This is a genomic window from Alishewanella aestuarii B11, assembly GCF_000280055.1.
GTDB classification, from domain to species: domain Bacteria; phylum Pseudomonadota; class Gammaproteobacteria; order Enterobacterales; family Alteromonadaceae; genus Alishewanella; species Alishewanella aestuarii.
The window spans coordinates 49,860-62,757 of sequence record NZ_ALAB01000021.1 but is presented as its reverse complement, the minus strand read 5'-3'; the positions used below and the strand labels follow the sequence as shown (position 1 = coordinate 62,757).

General features: G+C 51.7%; 15 protein-coding genes. 8 read left to right on the top strand and 7 right to left on the bottom strand.

What is annotated here, in order from left to right:
• The first annotated feature begins 92 nt into the window (after positions 1–92).
• On the top strand, positions 93–1,232 hold the full coding sequence (locus tag AEST_RS07490) for a hypothetical protein (RefSeq protein WP_008608203.1): 1,140 nt from the start codon (positions 93–95) through the stop codon (positions 1,230–1,232).
• Here the strand turns inward: AEST_RS07490 and secF are convergent.
• Together secF and AEST_RS07480 are read right to left on the bottom strand one after the other, a co-directional pair.
• Positions 1,229–2,170: a protein translocase subunit SecF gene (secF, locus tag AEST_RS07485; RefSeq protein ID WP_008608201.1), complete on the bottom strand. Its 942-nt coding sequence runs from the start codon at positions 2,168–2,170 to the stop codon at positions 1,229–1,231. The genes AEST_RS07490 and secF overlap by 4 nt on opposite strands.
• Positions 2,171–2,244: 74 nt before the next feature.
• Positions 2,245–2,547: a hypothetical protein gene (locus AEST_RS07480; RefSeq protein WP_008608198.1), complete on the bottom strand. Its 303-nt coding sequence runs from the start codon at positions 2,545–2,547 to the stop codon at positions 2,245–2,247.
• Positions 2,548–2,756: 209 nt separating this feature from the next.
• Here AEST_RS07480 and atcJ point away from each other — a divergent pair, with 209 nt between their 5' ends.
• From atcJ to AEST_RS07455, 5 genes are all read left to right on the top strand, one after another.
• Complete coding sequence (atcJ, locus tag AEST_RS07475; protein WP_008608197.1) at positions 2,757–3,041, top strand: cold adaptation protein ActJcold adaptation protein ActJ; 285 nt, start codon at positions 2,757–2,759, stop codon at positions 3,039–3,041.
• Between the two features lie 7 nt (positions 3,042–3,048).
• On the top strand, positions 3,049–3,606 hold the full coding sequence (atcA, locus tag AEST_RS07470) for a cold adaptation protein AtcA (RefSeq protein WP_008608195.1): 558 nt from the start codon (positions 3,049–3,051) through the stop codon (positions 3,604–3,606).
• A gap of 2 nt (positions 3,607–3,608) precedes the next feature.
• On the top strand, positions 3,609–4,373 hold the full coding sequence (gene atcB / locus AEST_RS07465) for a cold adaptation protein AtcB (RefSeq protein ID WP_008608194.1): 765 nt from the start codon (positions 3,609–3,611) through the stop codon (positions 4,371–4,373).
• Between the two features lie 11 nt (positions 4,374–4,384).
• Positions 4,385–5,281, top strand: coding sequence for a cold adaptation protein AtcC (atcC, locus tag AEST_RS07460; RefSeq protein WP_008608193.1), 897 nt, complete (start codon positions 4,385–4,387; stop codon positions 5,279–5,281).
• 88 nt (positions 5,282–5,369) lie between these two features.
• On the top strand, positions 5,370–6,221 hold the full coding sequence (locus AEST_RS07455) for a PA4780 family RIO1-like protein kinase (RefSeq protein WP_008608192.1): 852 nt from the start codon (positions 5,370–5,372) through the stop codon (positions 6,219–6,221).
• A gap of 4 nt (positions 6,222–6,225) precedes the next feature.
• On the opposite strand, the gene AEST_RS07450 is transcribed toward AEST_RS07455, so the two are convergent.
• From AEST_RS07450 to AEST_RS07440, 3 genes are all read right to left on the bottom strand, one after another.
• On the bottom strand, positions 6,226–6,417 hold the full coding sequence (locus tag AEST_RS07450) for a hypothetical protein (protein WP_008608190.1): 192 nt from the start codon (positions 6,415–6,417) through the stop codon (positions 6,226–6,228).
• 145 nt (positions 6,418–6,562) lie between these two features.
• The gene (locus AEST_RS07445) at positions 6,563–7,732 is read right to left on the bottom strand and encodes a vWA domain-containing protein (protein WP_008608189.1); all 1,170 of its coding nucleotides are present in this window, start codon (positions 7,730–7,732) and stop codon (positions 6,563–6,565) included.
• The gene (locus AEST_RS07440) at positions 7,733–8,578 is read right to left on the bottom strand and encodes an AAA family ATPase (protein ID WP_008608188.1); all 846 of its coding nucleotides are present in this window, start codon (positions 8,576–8,578) and stop codon (positions 7,733–7,735) included.
• Positions 8,579–8,706: 128 nt separating this feature from the next.
• Here AEST_RS07440 and cysK point away from each other — a divergent pair, with 128 nt between their 5' ends.
• Together cysK and AEST_RS07430 are read left to right on the top strand one after the other, a co-directional pair.
• The gene (gene cysK, locus AEST_RS07435) at positions 8,707–9,678 is read left to right on the top strand and encodes a cysteine synthase A (protein WP_008608185.1); all 972 of its coding nucleotides are present in this window, start codon (positions 8,707–8,709) and stop codon (positions 9,676–9,678) included.
• A 149-nt stretch (positions 9,679–9,827) separates the two neighbouring features.
• Complete coding sequence (locus AEST_RS07430; RefSeq protein WP_008608184.1) at positions 9,828–10,274, top strand: hypothetical protein; 447 nt, start codon at positions 9,828–9,830, stop codon at positions 10,272–10,274.
• Between the two features lie 45 nt (positions 10,275–10,319).
• Here AEST_RS07430 and AEST_RS07425 read toward each other — a convergent pair whose 3' ends face one another.
• Positions 10,320–11,054 (bottom strand): enoyl-CoA hydratase-related protein, encoded by a 735-nt coding sequence (locus AEST_RS07425; RefSeq protein WP_008608178.1) that lies wholly within the window; start codon positions 11,052–11,054, stop codon positions 10,320–10,322.
• A gap of 13 nt (positions 11,055–11,067) precedes the next feature.
• Positions 11,068–12,807 (bottom strand): gamma-glutamyltransferase, encoded by a 1,740-nt coding sequence (ggt, locus tag AEST_RS07420; RefSeq protein WP_008608177.1) that lies wholly within the window; start codon positions 12,805–12,807, stop codon positions 11,068–11,070.
• Positions 12,808–12,898 lie beyond the last annotated feature (91 nt).

Below are 12,898 nucleotides of genomic sequence, written 5' to 3'. Positions count from 1 at the left end.
CCGCCGGGTTTTTTGTTGCCCGTAGCGCAGCAAAACTTGAATTGTCATCCGACACTGGCAGAATACGCTTTTTATTTCAGGACTATTCGCTAATGAAACGCGCTGTTACATCTTTACTTTTCGCCGCTGGCTGTACTCTAAACCTTGCTGGCAGTCTTGCTGTCGCCGCAGATACACCGGCGCTATGGTTAACCGAACAGCATCTCGCCGGCCAATGGCTTACCGATGTCAATGGCCAGACAGTACCCGACCCACAAAGCTCAGGGTTAACCTACCGCCATGGTGAACTGGTGCATATTGGCGATAATAGCGCGACCCCTGCACTTAGAAACAAGCTGCTAAGGATCAATCCGGCAACCGGGCAGCTAGTCGCGCCCCCGCTCGCCATTAGCGTCAACCCGGCGCTAAAACAGAGCTGCTTTGCCGGGCTGTTAGCCGGCAACCCGGACTGGGAATCCCTGACCTGGGATCGCCTGGACGACAGCACGCTAATCAGCGTCACCGAAGACTCCAGCAAATTTCAGTTAACCGCAAATTGCGCCCGGCGCTTCGGCGTTACCCATTCCACCGCCTATCCGACCTTACTGGTAAAAATCCGAACCGATAAAGCCTTAAGCTTTGCCGAGGTCGTCGCGGTGCGGCCAGTACAGTTCCCGGCAGCAGCTCAGGTTGGTAACTTCCCAAATGATGGCATTGAAGGCCTGACGTTTGATAATCAGCGTAACCTGTATCTGGCGCTGGAGAAAAATCAGGCCAATGCGCCGATGCTCTTTGTCACGCCCTATAGCGACGATTTCTGGCTCAGCGATGAGTTTGTTCAGGTTGCCGATCTCAAGTTGCCGCTGCCGGTACCGGATGCCAAAGATCACCCGATCAATGGTCTGGACTTTCTGCCGGCCAGAAAAGAGGGGCATCCCGGCTATCTGCTGGCCGCGGCACGCAATGATGATCAGCTCTGGGTGCTAGATTTAAGCCGGCAGCAACCGGCAAAGGTGGTTCCACTGCGCTTTTACGCGCCTACCCGTCCAAACAGCAGTTGCCCGCCCTATGAGCCGCTGGCTAATACCTCGATCGAGGGTGTTGCCGTGGTAGGTGATCAGGTGGCGCTCGTCAATGATCCATGGCAGCGGCATTATCCGGAGAATATTAAATGTCCGGATAATGCTGCGGCGTTTCAGCAGTTCTCACCGCTAATCTTCAAGCTGGCTATTGACCCACGCTGGTTTAATTAGACTAAAGGCTCACCTTCTTCCGTTTCAACCGGCTTCGGTGGCATCAAGTCTTCACGACTCAGCCCCAGTAACACTGCCACCGAGCTGGCAACATAAACGGAAGAGTAGGTTCCCACAGCAATACCAAACAGCAGTGCAGTGGCAAAGCCATGGATTAAAGCACCGCCTTTAAAATACAGTACAAATAGCACTAGCATAGTGGTCGCCGAGGTGATCACGGTGCGGTTTAGGGTGGAGGTAATGGCCTGATTGACCGTTTCTAATACGCTTTCATCCCGCAGCTTACGGAACATTTCGCGTACCCGGTCAAACACCACAATCGTATCGTTAATCGAGTAACCAATTAACGCCAGAATGGCTGCCAGTACCGTTAAATCAAATTCAATTTGCAGCAGTGAAAACAAGCCCAGCGTTAAAATCACATCATGTGCCAGCGCCAATACCGCACCCAAGGATAAACGCCATTCAAAACGAAAACCAACGTAAACCAGGATCCCCAGTAAGGCAACCAGTACTGCCAGCCCACCATCCTGTTTTAGTTCTTCACCGACGCTCGGCCCGACAAACTCGACCCGGCTCAGTGTCATTGCCACCTCACTCTGCGCCTGTAAGGCACGAAACACCTGCTCCCCGACTTGCTGTTGCACTGCGCCCGCCTCTGAAGGCAACCGCACCAACACATCATGGGTACTGCCAAAAAACTGCACTACCGCCTCTGCATAGCCGGCCTGCGTCAGCTGTTGCCGCAGAAGATCGAGGTTGGCCGCCTGCGCGAAACTAAGCTCCAGCACAGTACCACCGGTAAAATCCAATCCCCAGTTCAAACCGCGGGTCAGTAATAACACTAAAGACAACACCACTAAAAGGCTGGACAGCACCACGGCCAGCCAACGCCAACGCATAAAATTGATCGACAGATCATTACGAAATAGCTGCATAACAGCTCCATTACCATAAACCCAAACACAGGCAAACCCAGAGGGCGCCCAATATAGATACTTAACGATTGGGATTAGGGTTGTGGCGGGCCACGGGCGCTGAAGTACCGATAAAAGCCGGCAGCAGCAAAAGCAGGTAAGGCAGTGACTACCGGCGGTGCGGTAACAGCCGGGGCGACGTTTTCGCCACCGCTGACAACGTCATCATTGTCATCCGCAGCCAGAGTGCGCTCATTTAGGCTATGTGGTTTGGCGGTAACAGCTGTCAGTTGCTGATCGGCCAGTGGTGCCAGACGTAAATCGTGCACCACAAAGCCTTGTGGCGTGCACAATAAACTCAGGTACAACAAAATGGCTAAACCACTGAACCAGCGCATCACTTCCCGCCAACGACAACAACTGCAGCAGATTGCAGTTATGCTGCTTATGATGACGGTGCGCCCGGCGATAAACAAGGGGGCGATTTAAAAAAACTCCTGCTATGTGCTGAGCAGTGCAATCTGCTATGATCAGCCCTTTATCATAGCTGCGCGACAGATTAGCGACGCAAGGCGCTTAACCGTTAGCGATCTGAGGAACCACAGCGATGCAAAATCATTTTCGGATCCTGGGCGTAAAAACGAATGCCAGTGACGAAGACATCAAAAAAGCTTACCGGCGGCTGGCCAATAAATATCATCCGGATAAACTGCATGGTTTGTCGGAAGATGAACAACAACGGGCCGCGACACAGCTACAGCAGGTAAAAACCGCTTACGAGGTGCTGTCCGATCCGAAACAGCGCAGTGCCTTTTTAAAAGACTTTAACAACGTTATTGTGAATGATCCGGCCGCGGCAATGCGCGAGCTGTGGGACGAATATTACGCGTGAGACCAAGATGGCGACCAAACTTAATCTGGCGAAAATTAAACAGCTAACAACCGATGCCCGGGAAAATATGGACTCCTATATCGATCCCGAGCAGCCGAAAGCGTTGGAACAATTTACCAACAAAATGAAAGCCGTATTGCTGGCCGATCCCCAAATGCTGGAGTCGGTACCGGAATACCTGCCGATGGCACTGTTTGGCCGGGTGCAGTTCCCGAGCGCCGCTAAGCTCAAATGGCAGCAATGGCTCAGCAGCGGCAAGGTGCCGTCCTGGGACGAATTTAAAATCTCAGTTGCCTTTAATAATGCCGATCTGGCTTTAGTTAAAGCCATTCGGGCCTACTCAGAAAGCGTCTTAATTGAGGCCTGCGCTGCGCTGTATTTACTTAGCCAGGATAAGCCTTTACCTGCCAAATCGCGAGACACCGACCAAGCCGACGACTATCAAGACGATGAAAATGATGAGGATATGGCGGATTATGATGATCCCTATGCCGATGATGAGGATAGCGATGAAGAAGGCTACGACGATCAATACGATGAAATCCGCTTTAAGCACGAGGGCTAATAATGAGTACTGAGCTGATTAAAATCGCGGCTGATGAAATTAAACAACTGGCGCTGGTGGAGCCGAAACAAGCCAGCGAACGCTTCGAGATCATTGCCAATACCATGAGCGATGAGCAGCTGTCCGAGGTCATTGAACAAATTGATATCGTGACCCTGACGCAAATTAACAGCCAGCATGATCTGTCGTTCCCTTCGATTATTTCCGAGTTAATGACGCCAGAGAAAATCCGCGACATCGTCTGCCAGCAACCGCTGTATTGGGAAGAGAAAATCAAAAATAATGCCGAAGAACTGAAGCAGCATACCTTCGACTTTTTGACCTACCTGATCCGCACTCAGGACAACGAAGAAAAACAGGCAGAAATTCTGGAATGCATAGCCGAAGATCCGGCGGGTCTGTTTTATCTGTCGATCCCCTTTATTGAGATCTATCGCGGTGAAATTCTTGAGTATGAAAACTACTGGGAAGATAAGCTGTACGAAGATGAGGAACATCTGGAAGAAGCCGAAAGCTATACCGAGCGGCAACTAGCGGAAGATGCGCACAATATTGGCTATGATGATCCGAAAAGTTTACTGGCGCTGATCCGGCAACTGACCCCTAAGGTTGAAACCTCGATCAAAGCCTTGATCCGCGATGAAAAATCGGGCTGGGAAGCCATCATCAGCAAATTTGCCACTGAACTGGTGATGCAGGCGAAAGAAAAGAACAAGGTCGAAGATGAGTTTGCCGAAGTCGACGATATGTTCAGTTTTCTGGATTAAAGGACTTTTCAATGCAGTTAGTAGTACGTGAGCAGGGTGCCGGCCCATTTTTAAGCCAGGTCCTGACCTTAGCACGCGCTGAGCAACAACTCAGTGCCGAACAGCTGCAACAGATCAAAAGCAAAGCGGTGCTGATGAGCCTGAAGTTTGCAGATAAATTCTACAATAAGTACAAGATGCATCTGTTAGAACAGGCCGCACACGATGTGATTGGTATCACCAGTTTGGGCCTGCAGGCCTTGTCAGATGGGGACGCCAGACAGGCGATAGATCTGCTGTTAAGCCCGGAGGGTGTGGTTAAGCCCTTTCAAAAAGGCTGGTCGATGTTAAGTCTGGTCAGCAAGAAAGTACCAGGCAAGACCTCGTTATATGGCGACGTCGATGAACAGCTATTACAGCAAGTTTCCTCGCCGCCGGATGCTGAAGACTGGCCAGGTTGGCAAGCTTATCAGCAAGCCCTGACTGAACATCACCGGCATCAGGCGATGCAACTGTTACGGCAACACTTTTACCAGCAGCAGGTTTTTGACGAGTTTGAACACTTTAGTCTGGAAGAAGTGCTGGCCGAAATCGTGCTGTACCGCGCACTCTGTAGTGGCGACAAAGTAAAGCAGGATCTGAAAAAACGCCTGCGACAAATCAACCTGGCTGAGCACTGGTTTAATGATACCTACCTTAGCCTACAAACCGAAGCAGTGCTATCGGCCTTACCCAAGGCTAACGCCGAGGCGATCCGCGCTGATCTGGGCCAGCATTTTATTCCGGCGCTCCTGCGTACCCTACACTTTTGCCGCGACTATCAAAAATTGCAACAAACCGATGCCAGCCCGGAAAAGCTGGATGCGTTTGAACACAAACAAGGCCTGCAAAGCCCACTACTGGGCTGGCCGCACTATCTTGAACTATAAGCTTGAACTCTAAGCGCAAAACTCAAATGGTGCTCAGACCGCACTTCGCTGCCGGTCTGACTACCCTCCACTCTGTTAAGGCCACATTATGAGAACGCCAGTCCGCTTACACCCTCTGCTGGAGGAAGGCTTAATTGATGAAGTGCATTATGCCTTAATGAGTGGCAAAGAGGCGTCCGTCTATGTCGTGCAAAGCGCCGGGCGGATCTGCTGTGCTAAAGTCTACAAAGACGCGCGCCAGCGCAGCTTTAAAAAAGCAGCCCAATATCAGGAAGGCCGTAAAGTCAGAAACTCGCGTCGCGCCAGAGCGATGGAAAAAGGCTCAGGGTTTGGCCGTGAGCAGGCTGAAGAAAGCTGGCAATCGGCTGAAGTCGATGCTCTGTTTAAATTGGCCGCTGCCGGTGTCCGGGTGCCGACACCTTACGGTTGCTATGATGGCGTGCTGCTGATGGAACTGGTAGTCGATGCCGAAGGCGATGTCGCCCCACGCTTAAATGACATCAGCTTAACGGCAGAACAGGCACGGCAAGACCATCATCAGATGATGCAAGCCATACTGCAGATGTTGGCAGTAGGCCTGGTGCATGGCGATCTGTCTGAGTTTAATGTGCTGCAAGGCAGCGAGGGGCCGGTAATTATCGACTTACCCCAGGCGGCGGATGCCGCGGCCAATAATAATGCGCGCTGGATGCTGAAACGCGATGTCGACAATATTACCGCCTACTATGCCCGCTTTGCGCCGGAGTTGGCGGCAACCCGCTATGCCGATGAAATCTGGGCCTTATTTGAAGCCGGCAATCTCGACCCCAGGCAAGCCTTAACCGGCTGCTACAACGAGCAGCAAGGTGCTGTCGATCTTGAGGCTATCCTCAGTGAAATTCAGGCGGCCAGTGACGAAGCGGCGCTACGTCGCGCCAGACAACAAGCCGAACCGGAATAGGCCGCTAGCGCGGTGGGCCATAGCGGCGGAAATACCAGATGGCCAGCGGCATTTCCAGGATCAGATAAGTCACCAGAGTAAACCAGAACCAATTGCTATTAAAACCAAAGAGTTCAAAAGCTTGCTCCGTGCCCCAGAAGCGGGAACCGACAATCAACAACGCCAGCAGCGTTATCAGGGTATCAAATACCGCCACTTTACGCAGATCAGCGCCAGCTACTCTGGGATACTACCAGAAGTAGGCCAGCAGCAACAACACCGCATTTAACAAAATTACTGCCAATTCAACTGTCAACATCTGTCTCGCTTCGTTTTATCCTTACAGCATCTTTGCATTGCGCTTAACTGAGAAGTTTGATGGCCTGGGTTAACCCTTCCAGCGTTAACGGCTGCATCCGCTGCTGCATAATGTCTTTAATAATACTGATTGACTGATAATGCCGCCACCACTGCTCAGGTTGTGGGTTCAGCCAGACCGCTTTTGGATACTGTGCCAGCAGCCGCTCTAACCAAAGCCGGCCCGGCTCCTGATTCCAGTGTTCGACGCTGCCGCCCGGGTAATCAATTTCATAGGGGCCCATAGTCGCATCGCCGACAAAAATCAGTTTGTAGTCACTACCATAGGTATGGATCAGATCCAGCACACTGACTTGCTCACTATGCCGGCGTTGATTGTTGCGCCAGACACCTTCGTAGACACAGTTATGAAAATAAAAAAACTCCAGATGTTTAAACTCGGTGCGCACGGCAGCAAAGACTTGCTGACACAGCTCAATATAATCATCCATCGAGCCACCGACATCAAACAGCATCAGCACCTTAACCGCATTATGCCGCTCTGGTACAAAACGCAGCTCCAGAAAACCACCCTGCTCAGAGGTGGCCTGAATGGTGCCGTTCAGATCCAGCTCGGTCGCTGCACCGCTGCGGGCAAAGCGTCTTAGCTGACGCAGTGCCAGTTTAATACTGCGGTTATTCAACTCGCTTTGGCTATCTAAATCTTTGAATTCGCGTTTATCCCACACCTTTACCGCGCGCCGCGCGCCACTGCCTTGCTGACCAATCCGCACCCCTTCCGGATTAAAGCCGTAAGCCCCAAAAGGCGAGGTACCACCGGTACCGATCCATTTATTGCCGCCGGCATGGCGCTTCTGCTGCTCAGCCAAACGCTCGCGTAGTTGCTTCAACAACTCTTCTAAACTACCAAGGCCCTGCAAGGCAGCTTTATCCTCAGCCGAGAGCTGGCGAATAATATCCGGGATTAACCAATCATCCGGGATCAGGCTGGCCAGATCTATCGCTGCGACGCCCTCGAAATACTCGGCAAAAGCCCGGTCAAACTTATCGTACTGGCTTTCATCTTTGACCAGTGTCAGTCGGGCCAGCTGATAGAAAGCTTCGGTATCAGCAAAAATCACCTGCTGCTGCAACGCCTGCAGTAAATCCAGCAGCTCAGTGATACTGCTTTTCAGGCCATATTTGCGCAGCGTAAAAAAGAACTCAACCAGCATTTAGCGCCCTTGCCGCTTGGCCAAAAAGGCCAGCTTTTCAACCAGCTGTACATCCTGCTCGTTTTTTAACAGGGCACCAAACATCGGCATCAGGCCGCCCTGCTGTTGCTTTTGCTGTAACACTTCAGCCGGGATCTGCTCTGCCAGTAACAGTTTTAACCAATCCAGTAATTCGGACGTCGAGGGCTTTTTCTTTAGCCCCGGTAGCTCGCGTAGTTCAAAAAAGACGTCCAGCGCAGTACTAAGCAGCTGCTGGCGGATCTGCGGGAAATGCACTGCCACAATCTGGCGCAGAATGTCGGCATCCGGAAAGCGGATATAGTGAAAAAAACAGCGGCGCAAAAAGGCATCGGGCAGCTCTTTTTCGTTGTTTGAGGTGATCAGTACAATAGGCCGCTGCGCGGCACTGACCTGCTGCCCGGTCTCATGCACATAGAAGCTCATCCGATCCAACTCGTGCAATAAATCGTTTGGAAATTCAATGTCGGCTTTATCAATCTCATCAATTAACAACACCGGCCGCTGCTGTGCCGTAAAGGCCTGCCACAGCTTGCCCGGCTTAATGTAGTTGGCAATGTCATGCACCTTGTCACTGCCGAGCTGGCTATCACGTAACCGCGATACGGCGTCGTACTCGTAGAGGCCGTGCTGGGCTTTGGTTGTGGACTTGATATGCCACTGGATCAGTTCTGCACCCAGGCTCTGGGCCAGCTCTTCCGCCAGCCGGGTTTTCCCCGTACCCGGCTCGCCCTTTAACAGTAACGGCTTTTGCAGCGTCATAGCCGCATTTACTGCCAGCGCCAATTCATCGGAGACAATATAATTTTCAGTACTTTGAAATGACATAACTTCCTCAGCTTATAACTTCCATAACTTAAAGTGCAATCCGCTATAACTTATAGCCAAATGCTTCTTCAGTTTTTTATTAAGACGCGTATTCTTATAACCAATATCTTCTGATTCTGGAGTTTTTTATGGCAAATGTATACGCAGATAACTCATTGTCGATCGGCCGCACCCCGCTGGTCAAATTAAACCGCGTGGTTAAAGGCGCGAATGTCTATGCCAAGATTGAAGCACGCAACCCCAGCTTCAGCGTCAAGTGCCGCTTGGGCGCGGCGCTGATTTGGGATGCCGAAAAACGTGGCATCTTAACCGCTGACAAAGAGCTGGTAGAGCCTACCTCGGGTAATACCGGTATTGCGCTGGCCTTTGTTGCCGCCAGCCGCGGTTATAAACTGACTCTGACCATGCCGGCGACCATGAGTTTAGAACGCCGTAAGCTGTTAAAGGCACTGGGAGCCAATCTGGTGCTAACCGAAGGCCCGAAAGGGATGAAGGGCGCTATTGAAAAAGCCAAAGAAATTCAGGCCTCTAATCCGGATAAGTATTTAATCCTCGGCCAGTTCGATAACCCGGCCAACCCACAAATCCACTTTGAAACCACAGGCCCGGAGATCTGGCATGATCTGGATGGTCAGGTTGACGTCTTTGTCGCCGGCGTCGGTACCGGTGGCACCATTACCGGAGTCAGCCGTTTCTTTAAACAGGAAAAAAATCACCCGCTGGTCAGTGTCGCGGTGGAGCCGGTGGAATCGCCGGTGATTACCCAGGCCAAAGCCGGTGAAGAATTAAAGCCCGGTCCGCATAAAATCCAGGGTATTGGCGCCGGCTTTATCCCATCAGTATTAGAATTGGATTTGATTGACCGCGTCGAGCAAGTCAGCAGCGATGACGCCATTGCCATGGCGCACCGTTTGATGAAAGAAGAAGGCATTCTGGCTGGGATTTCCTCGGGTGCTGCCGTTGTGGCCGCCGCTCGCCTGGCGGAATTACCAGAGTATGCTGGTAAGAATATTGTCGTAGTGCTGGCCAGCGCGGCTGAGCGTTACCTGACCAGCCCATTATTTGCAAATGTGTTTAGTGAACAAGAGCTTAGTGCTTAGTCGTCGTTACTAATCATGCTGGCTTAACGCCGGTATAACCAAAAAGGCCGCCTTAGCGGCCTTTTTACTTTACACCCAGCTTAAATAGTCGCACAATTTTGCTAGCGAAAAACTGCAGGCTCAGGCTTGCCCCTACAGGTGAACACATAATGCTAAAAAAATATTGCCTGCTGTTATTGGCTGCTTTGCTGCTATCAGGTTGCGACGGCAACACTCAACTGAGCCCACAACAGGGCAACCCGGAAAGCGTTGCTGAAGCCTTTTTCGACGCTATTTATAACGCCAAAGATTTGGACAAAGCCAAAAGCATGGCGACTGCAGATTACGCAAAATTACTGGCATCGTACGGCACCGCCCGGCAAGCAGGTCGCATCTTATACAATATGAATTTTGATAGCGTGCAAATTAATGTCAACCGCAGTGGCCGTAACCTGCGCGAGCAATATCAGAACGATGCCAATATCCAGCTAATTCTGGATGGTGAGTTTGATGGTAAAAGGGTGCAGGAAGTGCGTACCGTACAATTAATCCGCCAGCGTGGTAGCTGGTTGGTCAGCGAAGTGCAGGCAGATAAATTCAGTACCAGCATCCGTTAAGCACAAGACGCTGGCAATACCTGCCAGCGTTCTGATTACCACTGTCTATTTTCTGCTGAAGAAAGCCTGTAATCGTTGCTGACAACTGTCGCTCTGTAATAGCTGCTGAAACTCGGCCAACTCTGTCGCTATCGCGTGTTCTGTTTGTTTATTATTGGCTTTTAACAGCGCTTTGCTAACCAGTACCGCCTGCGCTGGTAACGCCGCTAATGCTTGCGCTTTGCTGGCAGCATGCGCCAGTAGTTGCGCAGCAGGCACAATCTCATTTACCAGACCAAAGGCTGCCGCCTGCTCACTGCTAAAAGCCTCGCCTAACAGTAAATATTGTGCCGCACGCTGGTAACCGGCGATTTGTGGTAACAACAAACTGGAAGCGGCCTCAGGACAAAGCCCCAGCTGGGTAAAGGGCAATTGAAAACGGCAGTCCGGCGCCGCATAAACCAGATCACAATGCAGTAACACCGTGGTGCCGATACCAATCGCTAACCCTGCTACCGCAGCCACCAGCGGCTTGGGAAAGGCGGCGACGGTATACAGAAACTCCACCACCGGATGCTGGCGATTTAATTCGCCGGCCGATAAAAAATCTTTCAGATCATTACCGCTGCTAAAACAGTGTTCGTTGCCTTGCAGCAGTACGACCTTGATCGCCGGGTTTGCCGCAGCACTTTGCAAAGCCGCAGATAACTCGCGGTACATCTGTAAGTTCAGCGCATTTTTCTTTTCAAAGCGTTGCATACTCAGGATCAGTACGGCATCCACTTGTTGTTGCTGTATCATAAGGTATTCCTTGTTAAAATCCGGCTACCCGCCCTTCACGTCTGGGATCGGCAGCACCTTCAAGCTGGGTTGGCTTGACCTCAATGGCGTGTAAACCACTATTCAGATCCTGCAGTTGTACCTGATAACCCAGCTCCTGCAGTGCCGGCGCTAGTTCTACCAGCTCAGTACCGGCTTCCAGCGCCAGATAATCATTGCGATGGGTAAAGCGGGCTAAATTCAGGGCTTGTTGTACATCAAGTTGCCAATCCAAAACCGCAACCAGACTTTGCGCCACATAATTAATTATCCGGCTGCCGCCTGGCGATCCTATCACCAGTTTCAGTTGATTGTCGGCATCAAACACCATCACCGGTGCCATTGAACTGCGCGGCCTCTTACCGCCCTCAACCCGGTTTGCTACCAAAACGCCGTCAACGACAGGCTCTAAACTAAAATCGGTTAGCTGATTATTTAGCAAATAACCATTCACCATTAAGCCCGAGCCAAAGACGTTTTCAATACTGGTGGTCATACTGACCGCATTGCCGGTAGCATCGACAATTGACAAGTGGCTGGTATTGGGAAATTCCACTGCCTGGCTGCTGGCCAGTGGCTGGGCGCCTTCAGGTTGACCGGCGCTAAATGTCTGATCACGACCTGTTAGTAACGCCGCGCGTTGCTTCAGATATTCCGCAGCCAGCAAACCCGCCACCGGGACCGGTGCAAAATCCGGATCAGCCAGATAACGATCTCGATCGGCAAAGGCGGCGCGCGATGCCTGACTGATCAGATGCACAGCTTCCAGACTGTTAGGTTTAAGCGCTGCCAAATCAAACTGCGCCAGCATACCCATAATTTGTAGTACCGCCACCCCACCAGAGCTGGGTGCGGTCATCGAGCAGATCTGATACACCCGGTACGGAATGCAGAGGGCATCCTTTTGCTGGGCCTGATAATTGGCAAGATCCTGTAACGTCAAAGTACCAGGATTGACCGCAGCCTGATTGACAGTGCGCACCAGCGCTTCTGCATTCGCGCCCTGATAAAAGGCGCTGACACCTTCGCTGGCAATTTTTCGCAATAAGGCCGCGTACTCGGGATTTTTTAATAGGGTACCGGCAGCCAGTGGCTGATTATCCGGGTAATAAAACTCTTTTGCCGGTGACAACTGCCTTAATCCCTGATTCCATCCCAGCGCCAGTTGTTTCGCCATCCGCTCATTCACAATAAAGCCCTGCTCTGCAGCGGCGATGGTATCGGTAAAGAGCGCAGCCCAGGGCAACTTACCAAACTGTTGATGGGCATCAGCGAGCGCCCGTAACACTCCCGGCACGCCAACAGACTTACCGCCAACATAGGCTTCTCGCCAGCCTAATACTTTACCGTCCTCGGCAAATAACCAGGGGCCGGCGGCAGCAGGCGCCGTTTCACGGCCATCAAAGCTGGTTAACTGACCACTGTCAGCCTGAAAATGCAGGATAAAGGCGCCACCGCCAATCCCGGAGCTCTGCGGTTCAACCAGGCCAAGCATTAACTGGGTGGCAATGGCCGCGTCAATAGCGCTACCACCGGCTTGCAGGATCCGCTTGCCCGCCTCCGCCGCCAGCGGATGCGCAGCCGCGACCATCGCATTGGCATGACGGGTCAATTGCTGTTGCACCAGCCCCGTAGCCGCTTCCGGCTCACGGGTTTCCTGTGGCGTTACCGCCACACTTTGTAATGGCAGTATGGCCGAAAATAATAAGCTGTAACAAAGCGTGAATTTATTCATAATAAGCACTTTACTAATCAATGGCGCCCTGACACCCTAACCAGTTCTGACAGCAAATTCAACCGCCCAATGTTATCAACTACGCTAAAGT

Excerpts from the sequence above, each read along its gene's own strand:
- atcJ (WP_008608197.1), top strand. The coding sequence starts at position 2,757 with ATGCAAAATCATTTTCGGATCCTGGGCGTAAAAACGAATGCCAGTGAC.
- cysK (WP_008608185.1), top strand. The coding sequence starts at position 8,707 with ATGGCAAATGTATACGCAGATAACTCATTGTCGATCGGCCGCACCCCG.
- ggt (WP_008608177.1), bottom strand. The coding sequence starts at position 12,807 with ATGAATAAATTCACGCTTTGTTACAGCTTATTATTTTCGGCCATACTG.
- AEST_RS07490 (WP_008608203.1), top strand. The coding sequence starts at position 93 with ATGAAACGCGCTGTTACATCTTTACTTTTCGCCGCTGGCTGTACTCTA.
- AEST_RS07455 (WP_008608192.1), top strand. The coding sequence starts at position 5,370 with ATGAGAACGCCAGTCCGCTTACACCCTCTGCTGGAGGAAGGCTTAATT.
- AEST_RS07430 (WP_008608184.1), top strand. The coding sequence starts at position 9,828 with ATGCTAAAAAAATATTGCCTGCTGTTATTGGCTGCTTTGCTGCTATCA.
- atcC (WP_008608193.1), top strand. The coding sequence starts at position 4,385 with ATGCAGTTAGTAGTACGTGAGCAGGGTGCCGGCCCATTTTTAAGCCAG.
- secF (WP_008608201.1), bottom strand. The coding sequence starts at position 2,170 with ATGCAGCTATTTCGTAATGATCTGTCGATCAATTTTATGCGTTGGCGT.
- AEST_RS07440 (WP_008608188.1), bottom strand. The coding sequence starts at position 8,578 with ATGTCATTTCAAAGTACTGAAAATTATATTGTCTCCGATGAATTGGCG.
- AEST_RS07425 (WP_008608178.1), bottom strand. The coding sequence starts at position 11,054 with ATGATACAGCAACAACAAGTGGATGCCGTACTGATCCTGAGTATGCAA.
- AEST_RS07480 (WP_008608198.1), bottom strand. The coding sequence starts at position 2,547 with ATGCGCTGGTTCAGTGGTTTAGCCATTTTGTTGTACCTGAGTTTATTG.
- atcA (WP_008608195.1), top strand. The coding sequence starts at position 3,049 with ATGGCGACCAAACTTAATCTGGCGAAAATTAAACAGCTAACAACCGAT.
- atcB (WP_008608194.1), top strand. The coding sequence starts at position 3,609 with ATGAGTACTGAGCTGATTAAAATCGCGGCTGATGAAATTAAACAACTG.
- AEST_RS07445 (WP_008608189.1), bottom strand. The coding sequence starts at position 7,732 with ATGCTGGTTGAGTTCTTTTTTACGCTGCGCAAATATGGCCTGAAAAGC.